The sequence below is a fragment of the Paenibacillus sp. cl141a genome, from assembly GCF_900109305.1.
Lineage (GTDB): Bacteria > Bacillota > Bacilli > Paenibacillales > Paenibacillaceae > Paenibacillus_AQ > Paenibacillus_AQ lautus_A.
Window position 1 is genome coordinate 17,366 of the sequence record NZ_FNZO01000007.1, and the last position, 20,621, is coordinate 37,986.

Genomic DNA, 20,621 nt, shown 5'->3' on the forward strand with positions numbered 1-20,621 from the left:
GATTGGCATGGAACTGGGAACCAAACAGGACGAACAGGTTCTTGATATCCGCAATTTGAGGATCGAATTGCAAACGTCCCGCAGGACGGCCGTGAATGTGCTGGAGGATGTGTCCCTTCAGATCGGAAAAGGAGAGATCGTGGGCGTTGTCGGCGAATCGGGCTGCGGCAAAAGCATACTGTCGCTTTCCGTGCTGGGTTTACTTCCTCCGGCCATGCGGATCAGCGGGGGTGAACTGTGGTACAAGGATGAGCTGCCGCTTCACGCCTATGACAACCGCAGGCTGCAAAGGGTTCGAGGGAAGGAAATATCGATGGTATTCCAGGACCCGATGAGTTCCTTAAACCATGGCTTGACGGTCGGTTTTCAGGTGACGGAGAGCCTGAGACTCCATCTGGGCTGTTCCAAGAGCGAGGCACGGGAGCGCGCAATTATGCTGTTTCGCAAGGTGGGACTTCCCCGGCCGGAGAAACTGCTGCACGAATATCCGTATCAGCTGTCGGGTGGCATGCGGCAGCGTGTCATGATCGCGATCGCCATTTCCTGCAACCCGGGTCTCTTGATTGCGGATGAGCCGACGACAGCGCTGGATGTTACAATCCAGGCCCAGATTCTTGACTTGATGCGCAGCATCCGCGAGGATGACGGTACGGCGATTCTGCTCATTTCCCATGATCTCGGCATGATCGCCGATATGTGCGATCGCATTATCGTCATGTACGCCGGCAAAGTGGTGGAGCATGGAACGGCATCGGAGATTTTTGATCACCCCCGCCATCCGTATACGATAGGGCTGCTCAACTCCATTCCGACTCCCGCGAAAAAGGGCAATCGACTGTACTCCATACCCGGCACCGTCCCGGCCCTCCATGAAAGAGGAGCCGGCTGCCGGTTCGCTTCCCGGTGCGAATACGCAGCCGACCGCTGCCGGCAGGAGCAGCCTCCGCTTATCCAAGTCGGGAAGCAGCATACGGCTGCTTGTTTCCTGCTCGAGGAGGTGAACGCTAATGCTGTCGTATGAAGCTCCGCTGTTAGAGCTTAGAAACATAGAGAAGTCCTACTCGCAGCAGTCCTGGCCCGGCAGCAAGAAGTTCCGGGCGGTTCGCGGAGTCTCGCTGTCCATCAGGAGGGGAGAGACGCTTGGACTTGTCGGCGAGAGCGGCTGCGGCAAGTCCACCGTTGGACGGATGACAGCACGCCTTCTTGAGCCGAGTGCCGGAGAGCTTCACTATAAAGGAAGTGATATCACAGATGCGGGGGGAAGGACACTACGACAGCTACGTCAGGAAATCCAGTATGTGTTTCAGGATCCGTACACTTCGCTGAATCCGAGATTTACCGTTGGGCGCTTATTGGAGGAGCCGCTGAAGTACAATCGGCTGGGCAACCGCTTGAAGCGTAAGCGCGATGTGCTGGAAATGCTGGACCGGATTGGCCTGAACGCCTCGTATAGGAACCGGTATCCCCATGAACTAAGCGGCGGCCAGCGTCAGAGGGTTGGCATTGCGCGAGCCCTCATGATGAATCCGGAATTTGTTGTGCTGGATGAGCCCGTGTCCGCCCTGGACGTTTCCGTTCAGGCTCAAATTTTGAATCTGCTGAAATCCCTTCAGCATGAATTGTCCTTAACCTACCTGTTTATTTCCCATGATCTGAACGTGGTTCATTATGTCAGTGACCGAGTCGCCGTGATGTATCTGGGGAACATTGTCGAGATTGCGGATGTGCACGATCTGTATGACAGGCCGCTCCATCCTTACACGCAAGCGCTGGTATCGTCAATCCCGGCGGAACGGGGCGCTGCCAAGCGGGAGCAGATCATTCTTAGCGGAGACTTGCCGGATCCAACGGCTCATATCAGCGGGTGCCCGTTCCGGTCGCGGTGCCTGCATGCTTTCGAACGCTGCGAGTCTGAAATGCCGGGGTGGTCCAGCGTCGGGGAAGGTCACGCCGTACGATGCCATTTGTGGGAGGGCAAATACGCAAGCCCGGAAGCCGCTCCTGTCGAAATATTATCATGAAAGAATGGAAGGGTGTATTTTCGATGAGCGATACCATACGGTTGGCAGCTGCGGAAGATGCTGCGACGGTAAGGGATATCCTTTTCCGTGCCTATGAACCGATTCGGAAGTTGGAACTGAAATGGCCTGCCGCCAACGCCACGGCGGAACTCGTTGCGTCCAATATCCAGCGCAATGAATGTTATGTCTTGGAGCAGGACGGTGAAATCGCGGCGACGCTCACCTATTCGCTGGAAGGAGAGGTCCGGGACGTGACGGCCCTGCCTTTTATAAAATGGTTTGCGGTAGATCCCTTGCTCCAAGCGAGGGGACTTGGGTCGAAGTTAATGGATTGGGTTGAACGGTCCGTCCTTCTCGGACAACATCGAGCACCTGCGGTAACTTTAGCGACAGCCGCGCGTCATCCCTGGCTGGCTGACATGTATCGGCGCAACGGTTATGCTTCAATACTGGACTTCGACCCCAAGAACGGCGACGGCGTAATGCATCTTATGCGAAAAATACTGGATCCCGCACTGTATGAGGTATACATCATGGAACATCCCGAGGATCTTGCTTCCATTCATGATCGAACCCGCCCGGTTTCTTGAGGGCGGGTCTTCTTATAAGCAAGGGATTAAAGAGTTTTCAGGGCTTTGAAGTAGGCATAATGAAGTCGTCACGAATTGGCCAAACTTTCGAGAAGGGTCTCAGGACGACTTCATACTTGGATAAGGGCGTTGCTGCACAACTATATATAATACAGATGAAGAATCTCATTTTACATAAGGAAGCAGAATATTAGGGCCTCTATTTTTCATAAGGCGCTTTGTAGCAGCAAGGATCCGGGAAGTTCGATCCGGTATCCTTTGACAAGTGTTTCATTGTTGATGATATCCGTGTCATACGCCCGCTCAAAGCCCAGCCGCTCATATAACTTCACCGCAGAGGCCATCATGTCGGAAGTATGGAGATTCAGCGTGGTTGCGCCAAGCTGGATCGATCTGCGGGCAGCCTCTTGAATCAGCAGCGTGGCGATCCCGCGTCCCCGGGAACCCGGAGATACGGCAAGAAGGCGGATAATAGGCGAGTGAATTCCCATCTCCGGTTTTCCGTAAGCGGCCTCGGAGGAGAGGAAGAGTTGGACGCTGCCAACGATTCCCCCGCAAAACTCGGCGACGATCCGGGCATAAGGCGCTTGGCTGTACGCCGAACTCCTAATGGAATTCCGATATTCCTCCCATCGCTCAGCAGACAGATCGAAGGCATACTGCTGATAGGATTCCAGCATCACAGCCGCAACAGCCTCGCGTTCCCACTCATGTGCATCCCGTACGATCACTTCTTGGATTGAATTCAACGCTACCACTCCTTTTTTCGGTCATTTAAACTTCAGAGGATACGGTCATATCCTGATAAGGTGAGATTAGTATAACAGTTTATTCCAATTAAACACATTGGAAAACAAATATATCAATGCTTTTATTAAAAAAATCTATAAGCATATTTGGATTGACAATAATTTTCCAACTGCCTAAGATAAGGATAATTTATAAGGAAACTGCGGTCTTAAAACCATCTATATTAATTGGAATAGTATGTATAATGATGATCCTGGAGGTGTTAGCTTGAACATCGAAAATATCGAGGCTTTTGTCTACATCAACCACTACGGCAGCTTCAACAAGGCGGCAGACGTTCTGTTTCTATCCCAGCCGACGGTGACTGCACGCATCCAGTCGCTCGAGAGGGAGCTCGACTGCAGGCTGTTTGACCGTTTGGGCAAACAGATTCATCTGACTGACAAAGGCAAACAATTCCTTCCCTATGCCCAGCAGATCCTCCAAACCTTCCAAAAAGGGAAACACCATCTTCAATCCAAACCGTCCATGCCCAATGAGCTCAGAATCGGAAGCACGGTTTCGGTGTCCAATTACTTAATGCCCTATCTACTTATGGTGCTCAACCGACGGTTTCCAGCGATGAACTTCAAGCTGACGACAGGCCCCACGGAAGAGCTGGCCGGCAAGCTCTCGTCCAAGGACATCGATCTGGCCTTCGTCCGCAAGCTGATGAATCCGGCGTTTCAATCCTATCCGTTCTTTGAAGACCCTATCCGCCTCTATGTATATAAGGATCATCCGCTTGCTGCTGCCGGGAGAGCCTCCATTCGGGATATCCGGCATGAGACACTGGTCTTCTTCGAATGTGGTTCGCTGGATTGGCTGAGGATTCACCGGGTATTCGAGAGTCTGGAACAGCCGCCTAATATCGTGTTTCAGGTCGATAATTCCGAGACGGCGAAGAAGCTTGTGCTGGGGCGGGCGGGCATCTGCTTTCTTCCGGGTCTATGCGCTCAGCAGGAGGTAGCCGATGGAAGCCTGATTCCCGTAGATATTGCCGAGACGGCAGGCATTTCCCTGCAGACCCATCTCATCTCCTTGAACGGGCACAACAATGAGTTTCTGGATTCCTTGCTGGAGCTCGGCCGTGAATTGTCCTATTGATGAATTGCATGGATGAATAGAAAAACTCTATTAGACGCGTTTCCCAAATCGCGGTAAAGTTAGTGACAACATAATTCTTACTAAAACTATAGGAATTATTAAATTACGAATCGGGACAAGATCGAAAGGGGATGAGGTCGTGAAGAAATCAATCGTGGCAGCCGTTGTAATCGCGTTGGCAGGGGTGATCGCCGGATGCGGAACAGGCACGAAGAGTGGAGAGGCGCAAAAAGATAGCACGGCGAACGCTGCAGAAGGAAAAGTAACGAAGATTGTTGTCGGCACGGGCACGGCCTTTCCTAGAATCTGCTTTATTGACGAGAACGGAAAGCTGACCGGCTTTGACGTTGAACTGGTACGGGAGATTGATCAACGATTGCCGGAGTATGAGTTCGAGCTGCAGACCCAGGAGTTTTCCAATCTGCTGCTTAGCCTGGAAACGAAGAAAATTGATTTTGTGGCCCACCAGATGGAGAAGAATCCGGAGCGGACGGAAAAGTACCTGTTCAATAAAGAGCCTTACGCCTACTGGCGGAATAAGATCATCGTCGCCAAGGAGAACGACTCCATTCAATCGTTAAATGATTTAAAGGGCAAAAAGGTACTCACCGGTGCAACCAGTGCGGCTGCTCAGATTCTGGAGAACTACAATAAGGACAATAACGATGCGATCAACATTGTCTATCAGAACGGCGCGGCGAATGATACCGTGAGCCAGATTACGACGGGCCGGGTGGATGCAACCGTCGGGGCGGACTTTACGCTGCCGCTGATCGACCCGCAAGGAAAGCTGAAAACAACGGGCGACCACCTGTCGGAGGCCGACATCCTGTTCGTATTCCGCAAGGATGACCCGGACAGCCAGAAGCTGTCGGATGCGGTTGACGATGCGATCAAGGAGCTGAAATCGGATGGAACGCTGACCAAGCTGAGCAAGGAATGGCTGGGCGACGACTTCACATCGTCGAATCCATGATGAGATAAACCTAGTAGAAGGGAGAAGGGGTCCATGGGTGCACCGTTCGATTACTCGTATATATTTAGCTTTCTGCCCAAGCTCTTGTCGACGTTAGGCGTCACGATGCTGATCGTGGCAGGCTCTCTGCTGGTGGGAATCGTCGTTGGATTTCTGGTTGCCCTTCCCCGCCTCTACCGGATCCCGGTGCTGAACGCGTTCTCCAAGGTGTACATTTCGTTCTTCAGGGGAACGCCGATTCTGATCCAGCTCTTCTTGTTCTATTATGGTCTGCCGGAGATGCTGAAATTGGTTCATATCGACCTGTCCCGGGCGCCTGTCATGGTATTCGTGATCCTGACTTACGGGCTTCATACCGGTGCCTTCATGTCGGAGATGATCCGGGCTTCGGTAACGGCGGTGGACAGAGGCCAGGTAGAAGCGGCGTACGCCATGGGGATGAAGGGACATCAAGCCTTCCTTCGGATCGTCCTCCCTCAAGCGCTCGCGATCGCGGTTCCGGTATTTTCGAATATGGTGATTGCCCTGCTGAAGGATACTTCCTTGGCGTTTACCCTCGGGCTCATGGAGATGACGGGAAAAGCGCAAACCCTGGGCAATATCACCCAGCATTTTATCGAAGCTTATCTGGCGCTGGCTTTCATCTATCTTGTCATCAGCTTTACGCTTGAGAAACTGCTGTTGCATGCGGAACGGCGCCTGATGCGCCATGAGGCTCCGGAGTCGGCGAAACGTGAAAGATTCCGTATGCAAAAGAAATGGTCCTACCGCCGTATCATCGCCGGAATGCGACCAGAAAAAGGAGGCGCGGAGCTGTGAAAATCGATCCATCCTTCATATGGACGGCGTTTGTAAACTTGCTGTCCGCGATCCCTACAACGCTGTTGATCACCGCGGTATCGGTCACGGCCGGATTTCTGATCGGGCTGGCCGCAGCGTTTGCCCGGATCTATAAAGTTCCGCTGCTCAGCCAGATTGCCACTGCCTACGTGACCTTTATCCGGGGCACTCCCATGCTGACGCATCTGCTGCTGATCTATTTCGGCCTGCCGGTGCTGGTGGATGCGCTGTCCGCCCAGATGGGCTGGGGCATTAAGTCATCCTCCATCCCGATGATCTGGTTTGCGTTCATATCATTCTCGATTACGGCAGGCGCGTATATGTCCGAAGTGATCCGTTCCGGCCTGCTCGCGGTCAACCGGGGGCAGCTGGAGGCAGCCTATTCGATCGGCATGACGACGTGGCAGGCGCTGCGCCGGATCGTGTTTCCCCAAGCCTTGGCGGTCAGCCTGCCGAACCTCTCGAATTCGGTGATCGGCATGCTTCATGGCTCGACCTTGGCATTTACCGTATCGGTTGTGGACATTAACGCGCAGGCGCAGATCGTGGCATCGACCAACTGGAAATTCTTCGAATCGTACTTGGCGGCGGCAGCTATTTTCTGGGGGCTTACGCTACTCATCGAGAGACTGACCGCGATCATCGAGAAACGGATCAATCTTTACAATCGGGGGGGCGTCGCATGATTCAACTGACCGATATTTCAAAGTCATATGGCAAGAACGCGGTGCTGAAATCCATTGATCTGACGGTAAACAAAGGGGAAGTGGTGGTCATCCTGGGGCCGAGCGGTTCCGGCAAAACCACGCTGCTGCGCTGCGTGAATTATCTCGAGAAGCCGAATGGCGGCGAGATTGCTATCGGCGATTACCGTGTCCAGTGCAAGCGCGCCACCAAGAAGGAGATTCATGAACTACGTCAGAGATCGGCCATGGTGTTTCAGCAGTACAATCTGTTCAAGCATAAGACGGCGATCGAGAACGTGATGGAAGGCCTGGTCGTCGTCAAAAAATTGCCGAAGGCCGAGGCAAGGCAGAAGAGCATCGCCTTGCTCGAAAAGGTGGGTCTGGCCGATAAGCTGGATGCCTACCCGAGTCAGCTCTCGGGCGGACAGCAGCAGCGGGTGGGCATTGCCAGGGCGCTCGCCCTGGAGCCGGAGGTGATCCTGTTCGATGAGCCGACGTCGGCGCTTGACCCGGAGCTTGTGGGCGAGGTGCTGGCGGTCATTCGCAAAATCGCGAAGGAAGGGATCACCATGATTGTGGTAACGCATGAGATGGGCTTTGCGAGGGATGTGGCGAACCACGTCGTGTTCATGGACGAAGGCGTGATCGTGGAGCAGGCCCCCCCGTCCGAGCTCTTCCACAATCCGCGGGAAGAACGGACCAAGCAGTTCCTGAAGCGGATCACGCCTGAGCTTAACTATAGCATTTAGGAGGCCAACCATATGGGGATTACGATAAGCGTGCTTGACCAAAGTCCAATATATCCCGGGGAAACGGCAGCGGAGGCGTTCGCGCACACCGTGCTGCTTGCCCAAAAGTCGGAGGAGCTCGGCTTCCGGCGCTTCTGGGTATCCGAGCATCACGATTCGGACCATGTGGCGGGGTCTTCGCCAGAGGTGCTCATCTCTTACCTGTTAGCCAAAACCCAAACCATCCGCGTGGGGTCCGGCGGCGTCATGCTTCAACATTACAGTCCTTACAAGGTGGCGGAGAATTTCAACGTGCTGGCCGCGCTCGCGCCGGGACGTGTGGATCTGGGAATCGGGCGCGCCCCGGGCGGTTTGCCGCGCAGTACGCAGGCGCTGCAGCGGGGCGTGCAGGAGGACGCGTCGTTAACGGATAAAATCGTCGAGCTCCGCCAATTTGTTCATAACACGCTGGAGGAGGATCATCCGCTCGCCGGGCTTCGCGCTGCTCCGCTGCCGGAGACCGCGCCTGAGCTGTACGTGCTGGGTGCTAGCGCAGGCAGCGCGGAAATTGCGGCCGGACTCGGACTGCCCTATGTGTTTTCCCTCTTCATCAACGGGGATGAATCCGCAGCGCTGGAGGCCATTCGCGTTTACCGGAGCACGTTTGACTACTCCCATGGCAGGGAGCCGGAGATTCTTGTCGCCCTGTCCGTGATCGTGGCCGATTCGGAAGAGGAAGCGGCGGAGCTGGCAGGATCGCTGAAGCTGGTGAAGATTCATCTGGCCAGCGGCCGGACGTTGACGCTGGGGACGAGGGAACAGGCCGAAGAATTCGGTCGCCAGGCAGGCGAGCCGTACACGATTGAGGAACAGGAGCCGTTCATCACCAAAGGGACGAAGGAAACCGTGCGTGAGCAGCTGCTCCGGCTTCAGCAGGCTTCGGGCGTCGACGAGATTATCGTCACCAGCAATATCCAGCCCTTTGCCAAGCGAATTCACTCATTCGAGCTGCTGAACGAGGCGTTGGCTGAGGTTCCTGCCGAGGCGTAATCGAGACGGCCATAGATCCGTGACTATTTAGGAGGTTTTACGAATGCCAGGCCAAGTCCTATCCACGAATATCGACATCCATCGATTTATTGAGATTCGGCGCCATCTGCACCGGTACCCGGAGCTGTCGAACGAGGAGTTCGAGACGACGCAGCTGATCAGGCGCTGGCTTGAGGAAGCCGGGATACGGGTCACGGAGTATCCGCTTGCGACAGGCGTAATCGCCGAAGTCGGCGGATTTCAAGAGGGGCCGATCATAGCGCTGCGAGCGGACATCGACGCTCTGCCGGTCCAGGAAGAGACGGGACTCCCGTACGCCTCGACGATTCCCGGCAAAATGCATGCCTGCGGGCATGATTTCCACACCGCTGCCCTGATCGGGACGGCCTATGCCCTGAAGCTGCGGGAGCAGGAGCTGAGAGGCACCGTCCGGTTGATCTTTCAGCCGGCCGAAGAGAAGGCCAAGGGCGCGAAGCAGGTGATCGACAGCGGGGCGCTCGAAGGCGTGGAGGCAATCTTCGGCATGCATAACAAGCCGGACCTGCCTGTCGGGACCATTGGCATTAAGGAAGGTCCACTGATGGCCGCCGCCGACGGCTTCGTGGTTGAAGTGGCGGGGAAGGGATCCCATGCGGCCGTGCCCGAAGCGGGCCTTGACCCAATCGTGACCGCGTCGCATATCATTACGGCCCTCCAGTCCATTGTAAGCCGGAATGTGAGCCCCTTGAAGAGTGCCGTCATCAGCGTGACGAAGCTGCATAGCGGAACCGCGTGGAACGTGATTCCGGATAAAGCGCTGCTGGAAGGAACCATCCGCATCTTTGACGACGACGTCAGGCATCAGGTGCTCGAACGATTTGGCCAAGTCGTCCAAGGCGTGGCGGCAGCTTTCGGAGCGAAGGCTGCCGTGCGCTGGATCGAAGGACCGCCGCCGGTCCATAACGACCGCAAGCTGGCGGAGCTCGGTTATGCCGCTGCTGACGAAGCAGGATATGAGGCGGTGATACCGGTTCCCTCGCCTGCCGGGGAGGATTTTGCGGTGTACCAGCGCGAGGTTCCCGGGTTGTTTGTCTTCATGGGAACGGCGGGCACGCAGGAGTGGCACCATCCGGCTTTTGATCTGGATGATCGGGCGATTCCGGTCAGCATCGATTTCTTCACGAGGCTGGCGGAGCTGGCGCTCCGGCATTACCATGCCGGCGGGGAGTCTTCGCGATAAGGGGTTCTTTTGTTACTGTTGATCGAATGGAAGCCTTGCTCCTGTTTCATGCTTCGCCATGAATAGGCCCTGAACACGGACCGTAGTGTTATGCGAAGGGCAGTTCCTTGTTATTTCTATCGGGCAGGTCATTATCGAGTTTGTATTGGAGGAGATCGAATGAGCAAATTCCCTATTGAAGCCTTTGTTAATACGCATGAACAACTGCTGGCCGCCGTCGCCGGCCTTAGCGAGGATCAGCTCCAATGGAAGCAGGCACCGCACATATGGAGCGTACAGGAGGTGCTCTCCCATCTGGTGGATCACAGCATCGTGATCTCGTTCCGAATCCGGGACATTCTGGCCGGGACGACGGCCCAGCTGCCCGCGTTTAATCAGGATGCCTGGGTCAGCGGCCAATATTCGAACGAAGGCAGAGCCGAGGATATTTTGGAAGCATTCCGGGCGCTGCTGCACTATAACAGCTTGTTGCTTCGTCGTTTGAGCGCGGCCGATGCGGCCAAAATTGGCATCAATTTCAAAGGGGAGACCGTCAGCGTCTCGGATATCGTCAACGGTTTTACCCGTCACGTACAGAATCATCTCGGGCAGATCGAACGCATTAAACTGGCTGCCGCTCCCGTGTAAGACGATGGCGCTAAGATCGATAAGGAGGAATGGAATATGGCAAAGCAAAGACAATTGAAATTGGGGGCGCTCCTGCACGGTGTGGGCGGAGGAACCTCCATGTGGCGGCATCCGGATGCGCAGCCCGACGCAAGCGTTAATTTTGATCTGTATAAGCAGTGGGTTCAGAAAGCCGAAGAGGGCAAGTTCGACCTGATCTTCATCGCGGACGGCTTGTATATCAACGAAAAATCGATACCGCATTTTCTGAACCGCTTTGAGCCGATCACCATTCTGAGCGCCCTGGCCGCCGTCAGCACCAACATCGGTCTTGTCGGTACGTTGTCCACCTCGTACAGCGAGCCGTTCACCGTGGCCCGGCAGTTCGCGTCGCTTGACAAGATCAGCGGCGGACGCGCAGGCTGGAATATCGTTACCTCTCCGCTGGAGGGTTCTGCCTTGAATTACGGCAAGAAGGAGCATCCGGAGCACGATAAGCGATACCGGATCGCAACGGAGTATTTGGAGGTTGCCCGGGGTCTGTGGGATTCATGGGAGGACGATGCCTTCGTGCGGAACAAGGAGACTGGCGTATTCTTCGATCCGGAGAAAATGCACGCGCTGAATCACGAAGGCGAGTTCTTCTCCGTGAAGGGGCCGCTGAACATCGCTCGTTCCAAGCAGGGGCAGCCGGTCATCTTTCAGGCGGGCTCGTCCGAGGTCGGCAAGAACTATGCCTCCAAGGAAGCCGACGCAGTATTCACCGGACATGAGTTTGTGGAGGATGCGGCAGCCTTTTATCAGGACGTGAAGGCGCGGGCGGCGGAATTCGGCCGGAATCCGGATGATGTGCTGATCTTTCCCGGCATCAGCCCGATCATCGGCAGCACGCCGGAGGAGGCCGAGCGCAAATATGAGGAGGTGGCCAGCCTGGTGACCATCGAGAATGCCCTGGATTATCTCGGCCGATTCTTCGAGCATCACGATTTCTCCCAGTATCCGCTGGATGAGCCGTTCCCTGAGCTGGGCGACCTGGGCAAGAACAGCTTCCAGAGCGGTACCGACAAAATCAAAAGGGATGCCAAGGAGAAGGGGCTTACTCTTCGGCAAGTGGCGCTGCAGTCGGCCACGCCGCGCGGCGGGTTTATCGGTACGCCGGAGCAGGTGGCAGACAAGATCCAGGCTTGGTTCAAAGCAGGGGCAGCCGACGGCTTCATAATTACCGCAGCAGTGCCGAACGGGCTGGAGGATTTTGTGGATCATGTCGTGCCGATTCTTCAGGAGAGAGGCATTTACAGAACCGAGTACGAGAGCGACACGCTGCGCGGCAATTTGGGATTGCCCGTGCCCGAGAACCGGTACAGCAAGGCTCAGACAGTCGCTGTCCGTTCCTAACAGATGACGCGAATGAAGGCTGCTGTAGAGCATGAAGAGATGATGGTTTTTGCGGGGGAGCTTCGGGTAGAGCTCTCCAGGATACGGAGAGACCTTCATCAGTATCCCCAGTTATTTTACGATGTCTTCCGCACCTCGAAGCTGGTTGCAGATCTCTTGGAGTCGTGGGGGATTGAGGTCAGGCGGCGGAATGTGGGCAGACATTTCGGGATGGGGGTGGTCGGCACGCTTCATGCAGGTAGCGCCATCAATGTCATCGCTGCTCACAGCGAGCTCACGGGAACCTTCCGGGCGTATCGGAAGGATATCGTGGCGACGATTACGGAAGGCCTAAGGCGTCTGGCCGCATCCATTGCGGACCAAGTAGGCGGCAGCTATAAGCTGGAGCTTCGAGAAGGGGATGGCTGTGGTCAATGACGGAGCCGCGCTGCGTCGTATGACGCAAGCCGAAGGTGCTGGGTGAGGAGCAAGTGCAGGGGCTCCATCCACCAAGCTTGGCGGGCGTGGATTTCGGTTGGTACCTGGATCAGCAGGTCCCTGGTGCCTTTGGATTCATCGGCTGCGGGAATCCGGATCGGGGAATCGTGCATGCGAAACACCAGCCCCGATTCGATCTGGATGAGGATGTCCTGGTGCATGGGATGCGAATATGGGTACGCTTAGCTGTAATGACGTTTACGAATAAGGAGGAAGACCATGACAAAAATTGCATTTATAGCAGGAAGCCCGAATCAAGGGTCCCGTTTGTTCGGACTGACGCAATACTTAGAGGACCGCCTGATCATTGCCGGCTACGAGATCGAATTCGTCTCGGCAGCGGATCTCCCGGCTGAGGATTTGCTGCGAGCCGATTTTAACAGTCCGGCCATCAAGCAGGCTATCGCAGCTGTTGAAGGAGCAGCTGCCGTAATCATTGCTAGCCCGGTGTATAAAGCTTCCTACTCGGGAGCGTTGAAGACGATTCTGGATCTCCTTCCCCAAAAAGGCCTGCAGGGCAAGGTAGTGCTCCCCCTCTTTATCGGAGGCTCGATCGCGCATTTGCTTGCCGTGGATTATGCCCTGAAGCCGGTGGTATCCGCACTCGGAGGGACCAACATTCTCAGCGGGGTGTTTGCCGTAGATCAGTGGGTCACCCGCCTAGAACTCGGCGGTTACGACATAACGGAACAGCTCAGAGAGCGCTTGGATGACGCGCTGAACGAACTGCAGGCAGAGCTGGCCCGATATTCGGCTGCACCGGCAGAGCGGCAGGGGCAGGTTGTCTGACGCATTGGCCCCCAAGAAACGTGATCTTGAAATGAGCCGCCACGATTCGAATCCGTGGATCGTGGTTTTTGCGCTGCCATGATCACCGCGGATTAAGGGCTCTAATAGAGAATCAAGAAGCGAGGATAGAACTTCTCTATATGATCTTGTAGGTGGGACAGCAGGATGATAGAGTTATCAACAACTTAATTCCGACTATATTCATTGGAAAAATGAATTCAGGGCATGGCCGGGGATCTTCCCGTCACGAAATCAACGCTAAAGGTGGAGTGGAATATGGGCAGGGATAGAAAGCTTCGATTGGGCGCTTCCATTCATGGAGTGGGCAGCAGCCACACCGCATGGAGGCATCCGCGGATTCCTTCGGACGCCAGCGTCAGTATTCCCTTTTATACGGGGCAGGCGCGGAAGGCCGAAGAAGGCAAGTTAGATTTTGTGTTTGTGGCAGACGGTCTGTATATCAACGAGAAATCCATACCGCATTTTCTGAACCGCTTCGAGCCGATTACGATCTTGTCCGCACTCGCCGCGGTCACTTCGAAGATTGGGCTTGTTGGAACCCTGTCGACCTCATATAGCGAGCCTTTCACAGTCGCCCGTCAGTTCGCCTCGATCGATCACATCAGCGGAGGAAGGGCCGGATGGAACGTGGTAACCTCGCCGCTGGAAGGAACCGCACTGAATTTCGGGCGCCTTGAGCATCCTTCGCACCCTGAGCGTTACCGGATTGCCGAAGAATACCTGGAAGTGGCGAAGGGGCTGTGGGATTCATGGGAGGACGATGCCTTTATCCGCGATAAGGAGAGCGGCGTATTCTTCGATCCCGCCAAGCTGCATCGGCTGAATCATGAAGGCGAATATTTCTCCGTGCAGGGACCGCTAAACATTGCGAGATCCAGGCAAGGTCAGCCGGTCGTTTTCCAAGCCGGATCATCCGACAGCGGACGAACGCTCGCAGCCAAAACGGCGGATGCCATCTTTACCGGTCCCGAATCGATCGAAGAGGCGAAGTCCTTCTACAAGGACGTGAAGTGGCGCGCCGCGGAATACGGCCGTTCCCCGGACGATATTCTGATCTTTCCGGGGATTGGGCCGATTGTGGGCGACACCGAGGAAGAGGCCGAGCGTAAATACCGCGAGATCGCCGAGCTGGTTACGCCGGAGAAGGCGCTGGAATACTTGGGGCGTTACTTTGAACACCATGATTTCTCCCAGTATCCGCTTGATGAGCCATTCCCGGAACTGGGCGACTTCGGTTCTAACAGCTTCCGCAGCACCACGGACCGCATCAAGCAGCGGGCAAAGGAGCAGAACCTTACGCTGCGCCAGGTGGCACTGCAAGAAGCTACGCCAAGAACCGCGTTCATCGGCACGCCGGAGAAGGTGGCGGATCTTCTGCAGCAGTGGTTCGAAGAGGAAGCGGCTGACGGGTTCATCGTCGGCGCAAGCGTACCGGGAGGCTTGGATGATTTTGTAGACCTGGTCGTGCCGATTCTGCGGGAACGCGGGTTGTTCCGATCCGAATACGAAGCGGATACGCTGCGGGGAAATCTCGGCATTCCCGTACCAGTCAATCGTTATACCCGGGTAAGGGAGAAAGCGGAGGCTCTGAAATAACGACGGGCTAGATGATATTGGCATTGTACGCAACAAATAAGAATCGCAAAGCTAGATATCATTCCCAAAATAAATCGGATTTGAAGGGGAGTGGGTTTTGAATGAGAAGCCATGCTCGAAAACAAAGAAAGTCGGTTGCCACTGCCGCTTTGGTTTTGATGCTGCTGCTGTCCGCATGCGGAGGGCAGCAAGCCTCCTCAGGGAGCACGACGGCCGCTGGGACGCTCGCCGCACAAGGCGTGACCGCTCAGGGAGGAGAACTCAGCTTTGCCCTTGCGACATCGCCTGACACACTGGATCCGCACCGCAGCGGGTTGGCGGTATCCGTTCGCGTCATTCGCACGATCCACGACAGCCTGGTGGTTCAGCTGCCTGACCATACGATCAAGCCATGGCTGGCAACGGAGTGGGAGATTTCGGAGGATGGACTCAGCTATACGTTCAAGCTGCGGGAGGATGTGAAGTTCCACGACGGTACTCCGTTTAATGCAGAAGCGGTGAAATATAACTTTGACCGGATTTTGGATCCCGCCACGAAAGCGTCCAACGCAGCAGCATTGCTGCAGCCGTATCGGTCTTCGGAAGTTCTGGATGAGTATACGGTCAAGCTGAATCTGGCCACGCCGTCCCGAGCTTTTCTCGGCAATCTGAGCCAGGCATTGCTGGGCATTGTGTCTCCGGCCGCCGCACAGAAATACGGCGATCAGCTGGGGCAGCATCCGGTCGGCACCGGGCCGTTCAAGTTCGTGAAATGGGAGGAGAACGCAGGGATTCAGGTAGAACGCAATCCCGACTACAAGTGGGCGCCGGAGCTGGTGACCAATCAGGGAGCGCCTTATTTGGACGGCATTGATTTCCGAATCGTGCCGGAGGAGGCCACGCGGATCGGAAGCGTTCAGAGCAAGCAAGTGCTTGCCGCCGAGACGGTGCCGCCCCAGCATATTTTGACGCTGGAGAAGGACCCGAACTTCCAGCTGCTCCAGACGAACACCGTCGGGTTGCCATACACGCTCTTTTTCAATAAGGATCGCGAACCGTGGAATGAATTGAAAGCCCGGCAGGCCGTACAGCTCGCGGTGGATGTGGATACGATCGTCAAGACGCTGTATTTAGGCACCTATGAGCGTGCCTGGTCTCCGCTAACGCCGGGAACATTCGGTTATGACGCATCGCTTGAGCAGTCGATCAAGCCGGATATCCCGAAGGCCAATCAGCTGCTGGATGAGCTGGGATGGGTGAGAGGCGAAGACGGAATTCGGACCAAGGACGGCAAGAAGCTTACGCTTCGTTATGTAGACGGCACCCCGAACCGGGAAAAGCGCAACGATATTGCGGTGATGATTCAGCAGCAACTGAAGCAGATCGGCATCGCCGTTGAGGTCGAGATCACAAAGGATATCCGCACGGTGGTGTATACCAACGGCGACTATGATTTGTATGGAAACAGCCAGGTGAACTCGGACCCGAACGCACTCTATTCGTTCTATCACTCCTATGATCCGAAAGGCCAGGCCAGCTTGTCCAGGCTGAACGATCCGGATGTAGATCAATGGCTTGAACAGGGGCGCGTGGAGAAGGACGACTCGAAACGTGCGGAGCTGTATAAGCAGGTCCAGCATTATATCATCGATCATGCCATCATCCTCCCAATTTATGTGTTTCCGTACACGGTGGCAGCATCGAATTCGGTTCAAGGCGTGCTGTTCGATTCGCTCGGCTACCCGTTATTCAATGATGTGTCTCTGCAAAAATAGAAGAAAGGGGGCCTGAAGGCGTATGGTTAGAACGTTGACCTGGCGAGTGTTGACCTCTTTGCTCGTCATCGTCGGTTCGCTTGTCCTGGTATTCTCCATTCTCTATGTCCTTCCGGGGGACCCGACGGATAATATGGTGGATCCCTCCATGGCAACGCCTGAAGTGATCGCGAATCTGCGGCACGAGCTTGGGGTTGACCAACCCTTTCATATTCAGTTCCTTCGTTATTTCGGCAGCATTCTTCAAGGCGATTTCGGCACATCGCTTATCAATTCCGATCCGGTGCTGCCGAAGATCGTGGAGAGTTTCCCGGCAACGCTCGCGCTGACGGCGGCTAGCTCGCTGGTCTCGATCATCGTTGGCATTCTCCTTGGGGTATTGTCCGCGATCCACCGGAACAAGGCAATTGACATCATCGCCCGTATTGTCGGTTTATTCGGCATATCGATGCCCACCTTCTGGTCGGGTATTCTGCTGATCTTGATCTTCTCCATCACGCTGGGCTGGTTCCCGGCCATGGGCTCGGATGGCTGGAAGACGCTGGTGCTGCCGGCACTGGCGCTTGGAACGGTGGGAGCAGGCTTCATTGTGCGCATGGTCCGTAACAGCATGCTCGATGTGATCAGTGAGCAGTTCATCGTGACCTTGCGTTCCAAAGGCCTTGCGGAGCGGGCGGTGATGTACCGCCATGCGCTGCGCAATGCGCTGATACCGGCCGTGACCATGATCGGGATGCTCGTCGGCGAGATGCTGGCGGGCACGGTGGTCATTGAGACCGTATTTTCCCGGCAAGGGATTGGCAGGATTATTGCGGACGCCATCATGGCCAAGGATCTGCCGGTCGTTCAAGGCGTGATTCTTTTTTCCGCCATCATCTACGTCATCGTGAACCTAATCGTGGATATTTCCTATGCACTGATTGATCCGCGCGTCAGACGTTCGGCTTAAAGAGGAGGGATTTCATATGAGAGAGGCGGTCTCCGCCAAAACGGTTTGGCGTCAAAGAAGGCTGACGTCCCCGGCCGCGCGCCGGAGCGGCCGGTTCTCGGCGAATGATTGGTTTTTGTACGCCGCTGGCTTGGTCGTGCTATTCATTGTGGTATGCGCCATCGTGCCGCAGTGGATCGCGCCTTATGCCCCGACGGATATGCTGACGGACCGTATCATGCAGGCACCGAGTGCGGCCCATCTATTCGGTACCGATTATTTTGGCAGGGATATTTTCAGCGTGGTCGTTCATGGCAGCCGGGATTCGCTCTTTATCGGCTTTGCCTCCGTCCTTGTAGGGGGGCTGATCGGCGGCGCGGTCGGAGCGATGTCCGGGTATGCAGGAGGCTGGGTGGATACTGTCCTGATGCGATTGAACGACATTCTGATGACCATACCGGGCATCCTGCTCGCACTGGCGATTGCCGGAGCCCTCGGACCGAGCCTGTCGAATGTCGTGCTTGCGGTGGCGGTTTCCGCTATACCGGGGTATGCCCGCGTGATGAGAGCCCAGATTATGAGCATCAAGAACCGGACGTTCGTCAAAGCGGCCGGATCCATCGGCGCTTCGCCGCTGCGTGTTTTTTGGAACCATGTGCTGCCGAACAGCCTGTCCCCCCTGCTGGTTATGGCAACCATCGGCATCGGAACTTCCATTCTGACGGGGTCGGGGCTGAGCTTTCTCGGCCTTGGCGTGCTCCGCGAAGTGCCGGATTGGGGGACGCTGCTCTCTCAAGGCAGAGGATACCTGACCGTCGCATGGTGGATGTGCACCTTTCCCGGTCTTGCCATTACGGCATTCGTGCTGTCCGTCAATATCATCGGCGACCGGCTGAGAGATCATCTCGATCCGAAGAAAATCACGCAGCGATAGGAGGACATGGATGAGTACTTTACTGGATATTCAGCAGCTGTCCGTTGATTTTAGGACCCAGCGGGGAACGATTCATGCGATCCGGGACGTGACGCTTTCGATAGGGGCAGGGGAAACGGTATGTCTGGTGGGCGAATCCGGGAGTGGCAAAACGGTGACGTCCAAAGCCATCATGCGCCTGATCGATCATGAGAACGGTCGGATCACGGGCGGAAGCCTGAGGCTTGGCGGGACGGATCTTGCCGGCTTGACGGAGACCGAACTAAGACGTTATCGCGGAAAAAAAATGGCGATGGTCTTCCAGGAGCCCATGGCTGCCTTCGATCCCGTCTTTACCATTGGGCGGCAGATCGAGGAAACAATTCTGCAGCATGAACGAGTATCCAAGCGGGAGGCGAGAGACCGCGCCGCCAGCCTGCTTGCGCGGGTTGGCATTCCCGAACCGGAGCTGCGCTTAAAGCAGTACCCGGGGGAATTGTCCGGTGGGATGCTGCAAAGGGCAATGATCGCCATGGCCTTATCCTGCGGGCCGGATCTTCTGATCGCTGACGAACCGACAACCGCGCTGGATGTTACGATACAAGCGCAGATTCTGCGCCTGCTGAAGGATCTGCAGCAGGAATTCGGCATGTCCATCCTGTTGATTACGCATGATCTGGGCATCGCCGCTGATATGGCGGACCGGATCGTGGTGATGTATGCGGGCGAGATTGTTGAAGAGGCACCGGCTGCAGAGCTATTTACACTTCCCCACCACCCTTATACGCGGGGGCTGCTTCGTTCCGTAGCCACGCTGGATACGGTTCGAGGGTCCAAGCTTCATTCGATAGAAGGGTCTATTCCGAATCTGGCTGCACTGCCGGACGGCTGCCGTTTTCATCCACGGTGCCCTTTTGTTAGCGAGCGCTGCAGGCAGGAGACGCCTTCCATGTCGGGAGATGAAAGCCGGAGAACGGCCTGCTGGCATTCGGAGGAGCTTGTGCAGAGAAAGGACTGGCTGGCGGAAGCCACCGAGGTTGATTCTGAGGTTGTTTCCGAGGCCATTCCAAGGGGGGCAATGGAAGCATTAGGGGCTGACGAAGGTATTGGCGTGGAAATGGATACGAATTTGAATCGCAGCGATAACTCGCCCGATCAGGAACCCGACGTGTTGTTTACTGTTGAGAATCTCCGGAAGTATTATCCTGTGCAGGGGGGAGGGTTCGGCGGGAAGAAGCTGATCCGGGCCGTGGATGACGTAACCTTCACGATTCGCAGAAAAGAAACATTCGGTTTGGTCGGTGAATCCGGTAGCGGGAAATCCACGCTGGGCCGCGTGCTGCTGCAGCTGGAGCGGGCAACGGAGGGAAGGGTTTTGTTCGAAGGTGAGGATCTGACGAAGCTCGGAGGCACAGCACTGCGCCGGGCACGACGCCATATGCAGACGATATTCCAGGATCCCTATGGGTCGCTTGATCCTCGCTGGAAGATCGGGGACAGCATTGCAGAACCGCTCTTGGTACACCGTCATCTGCCTGCATCGGCCGTGCAGGAGCGCGTTCATGAGCTGCTTGGCCTGGTCGGGCTTGACCCTTCGTGGGCGGAGCGGTATCCCCATGAATTCTCCGGGGGGCAGCGGCAGCGCATCGGCATTGCCAGGGCCATCGCGTTGAACCCGCGGTTTATCCTGGCGGATGAAGCGGTATCCGCCCTGGATGTATCGGTTCAGGCGCAGATTATGAATCTGCTGCAGGACTTGCAGCAGAAGCTTGGGCTTACCTATCTGTTCATTGCCCACGGCTTGCAGGTCGTTCGTCATCTATCCGATCGGATCGGCGTGATGTATCTAGGGAAGCTGGTGGAAATAGCGCCGAGCGAATCCCTGTTTCTGAGGCCGGCCCATCCCTATACGCGCGCGCTGATTGATTCCATACCACGGGGAGCCCCTGGGGGGAGCCAGCCGACAGGCGGTATAGAAGGAGAGATCCCGTCTCCGTCGAATCCGCCTTCCGGCTGTCGATTTCATACACGTTGCCCGCTGGCGACCTCACGATGCCGCGAAGAGGAGCCACAGCTGCTAATTCTGGAGAGCGGCCATTATGCAGCCTGTCATCATCCACTGTGAGAATTATGGCG

The 20,621-nt window shown here is 55.8% G+C and carries 20 protein-coding genes and 1 pseudogene; 20 read left to right on the top strand and 1 reads right to left on the bottom strand.

The annotated features are described in order from the left end of the window. Nucleotides 1-7: 7 nt before the first annotated feature. The 3 genes from BMX45_RS19160 to BMX45_RS19170 are packed head-to-tail and all read left to right on the top strand — an operon-like array spanning nucleotide 8 to nucleotide 2,611. The gene (locus BMX45_RS19160) at nucleotides 8-1,021 is read left to right on the top strand and encodes an ABC transporter ATP-binding protein (RefSeq protein ID WP_090911285.1); all 1,014 of its coding nucleotides are present in this window, start codon (nucleotides 8-10) and stop codon (nucleotides 1,019-1,021) included. Continuing rightward, nucleotides 1,008-2,021, top strand: a complete 1,014-nt coding sequence (locus BMX45_RS19165) for an ABC transporter ATP-binding protein (RefSeq protein WP_090911057.1) — start codon at nucleotides 1,008-1,010, stop codon at nucleotides 2,019-2,021. Before BMX45_RS19160 ends, BMX45_RS19165 begins: the two co-directional genes overlap by 14 nt. Continuing rightward, entirely contained in the window at nucleotides 2,018-2,611 is a 594-nt protein-coding gene (locus BMX45_RS19170; protein ID WP_368087170.1) for a GNAT family N-acetyltransferase, read from the top strand. The genes BMX45_RS19165 and BMX45_RS19170 overlap by 4 nt, the downstream gene beginning before the upstream one ends. A gap of 206 nt (nucleotides 2,612-2,817) precedes the next feature. On the opposite strand, the gene BMX45_RS19180 is transcribed toward BMX45_RS19170, so the two are convergent. Then, on the bottom strand, nucleotides 2,818-3,360 hold the full coding sequence (locus tag BMX45_RS19180) for a GNAT family N-acetyltransferase (protein ID WP_090911059.1): 543 nt from the start codon (nucleotides 3,358-3,360) through the stop codon (nucleotides 2,818-2,820). A gap of 268 nt (nucleotides 3,361-3,628) precedes the next feature. On the opposite strand from BMX45_RS19180, the gene BMX45_RS19185 reads away from it, so the two are divergent. From BMX45_RS19185 to BMX45_RS19260, 17 genes and pseudogenes are all read left to right on the top strand, one after another. Next, on the top strand, nucleotides 3,629-4,507 hold the full coding sequence (locus BMX45_RS19185) for a LysR family transcriptional regulator (protein WP_090911060.1): 879 nt from the start codon (nucleotides 3,629-3,631) through the stop codon (nucleotides 4,505-4,507). Between the two features lie 139 nt (nucleotides 4,508-4,646). Next, a complete protein-coding gene (locus BMX45_RS19190; RefSeq protein WP_090911061.1) occupies nucleotides 4,647-5,483 on the top strand; it encodes a transporter substrate-binding domain-containing protein in 837 nt (278 codons plus the stop codon). Between the two features lie 33 nt (nucleotides 5,484-5,516). After that, nucleotides 5,517-6,302: an amino acid ABC transporter permease gene (locus BMX45_RS19195; protein ID WP_090911062.1), complete on the top strand. Its 786-nt coding sequence runs from the start codon at nucleotides 5,517-5,519 to the stop codon at nucleotides 6,300-6,302. Beyond that, complete coding sequence (locus BMX45_RS19200; protein ID WP_090911063.1) at nucleotides 6,299-7,009, top strand: amino acid ABC transporter permease; 711 nt, start codon at nucleotides 6,299-6,301, stop codon at nucleotides 7,007-7,009. Before BMX45_RS19195 ends, BMX45_RS19200 begins: the two co-directional genes overlap by 4 nt. Then, nucleotides 7,006-7,758, top strand: coding sequence for an amino acid ABC transporter ATP-binding protein (locus tag BMX45_RS19205; protein WP_090911064.1), 753 nt, complete (start codon nucleotides 7,006-7,008; stop codon nucleotides 7,756-7,758). Before BMX45_RS19200 ends, BMX45_RS19205 begins: the two co-directional genes overlap by 4 nt. Before the next feature lie 12 nt (nucleotides 7,759-7,770). Continuing rightward, a complete protein-coding gene (locus tag BMX45_RS19210) occupies nucleotides 7,771-8,787 on the top strand; it encodes an LLM class flavin-dependent oxidoreductase (RefSeq protein ID WP_090911065.1) in 1,017 nt (338 codons plus the stop codon). A 43-nt stretch (nucleotides 8,788-8,830) separates the two neighbouring features. Then, nucleotides 8,831-10,006: a M20 peptidase aminoacylase family protein gene (locus tag BMX45_RS19215; protein ID WP_090911066.1), complete on the top strand. Its 1,176-nt coding sequence runs from the start codon at nucleotides 8,831-8,833 to the stop codon at nucleotides 10,004-10,006. 159 nt (nucleotides 10,007-10,165) lie between these two features. After that, nucleotides 10,166-10,633, top strand: a complete 468-nt coding sequence (locus tag BMX45_RS19220) for a DinB family protein (RefSeq protein WP_090911067.1) — start codon at nucleotides 10,166-10,168, stop codon at nucleotides 10,631-10,633. A 36-nt stretch (nucleotides 10,634-10,669) separates the two neighbouring features. After that, complete coding sequence (locus tag BMX45_RS19225; RefSeq protein ID WP_090911068.1) at nucleotides 10,670-12,007, top strand: LLM class flavin-dependent oxidoreductase; 1,338 nt, start codon at nucleotides 10,670-10,672, stop codon at nucleotides 12,005-12,007. A 3-nt stretch (nucleotides 12,008-12,010) separates the two neighbouring features. Then, nucleotides 12,011-12,424, top strand: coding sequence for a hypothetical protein (locus tag BMX45_RS31385; protein ID WP_175495147.1), 414 nt, complete (start codon nucleotides 12,011-12,013; stop codon nucleotides 12,422-12,424). Between the two features lie 86 nt (nucleotides 12,425-12,510). After that, nucleotides 12,511-12,612: pseudogene (locus BMX45_RS32260) on the top strand (hypothetical protein); the annotation flags it as partial. 91 nt (nucleotides 12,613-12,703) lie between these two features. After that, entirely contained in the window at nucleotides 12,704-13,273 is a 570-nt protein-coding gene (gene ssuE / locus BMX45_RS19235; protein WP_090911069.1) for an NADPH-dependent FMN reductase, read from the top strand. 276 nt (nucleotides 13,274-13,549) lie between these two features. Beyond that, nucleotides 13,550-14,890 carry an LLM class flavin-dependent oxidoreductase gene (locus tag BMX45_RS19240; RefSeq protein ID WP_090911070.1) on the top strand — a complete coding sequence of 447 codons (1,341 nt, stop codon included), beginning with the start codon at nucleotides 13,550-13,552 and terminating at the stop codon, nucleotides 14,888-14,890. 101 nt (nucleotides 14,891-14,991) lie between these two features. After that, nucleotides 14,992-16,644 carry an ABC transporter substrate-binding protein gene (locus tag BMX45_RS19245; protein ID WP_090911071.1) on the top strand — a complete coding sequence of 551 codons (1,653 nt, stop codon included), beginning with the start codon at nucleotides 14,992-14,994 and terminating at the stop codon, nucleotides 16,642-16,644. A 22-nt stretch (nucleotides 16,645-16,666) separates the two neighbouring features. After that, complete coding sequence (locus tag BMX45_RS19250; RefSeq protein WP_090911072.1) at nucleotides 16,667-17,593, top strand: ABC transporter permease; 927 nt, start codon at nucleotides 16,667-16,669, stop codon at nucleotides 17,591-17,593. A gap of 16 nt (nucleotides 17,594-17,609) precedes the next feature. Then, nucleotides 17,610-18,506 (top strand): ABC transporter permease, encoded by an 897-nt coding sequence (locus BMX45_RS19255; RefSeq protein ID WP_090911073.1) that lies wholly within the window; start codon nucleotides 17,610-17,612, stop codon nucleotides 18,504-18,506. 10 nt (nucleotides 18,507-18,516) lie between these two features. Beyond that, the gene (locus BMX45_RS19260; RefSeq protein ID WP_090911074.1) at nucleotides 18,517-20,610 is read left to right on the top strand and encodes an ABC transporter ATP-binding protein; all 2,094 of its coding nucleotides are present in this window, start codon (nucleotides 18,517-18,519) and stop codon (nucleotides 20,608-20,610) included. The last annotated feature ends 11 nt before the right edge of the window (nucleotides 20,611-20,621 follow it).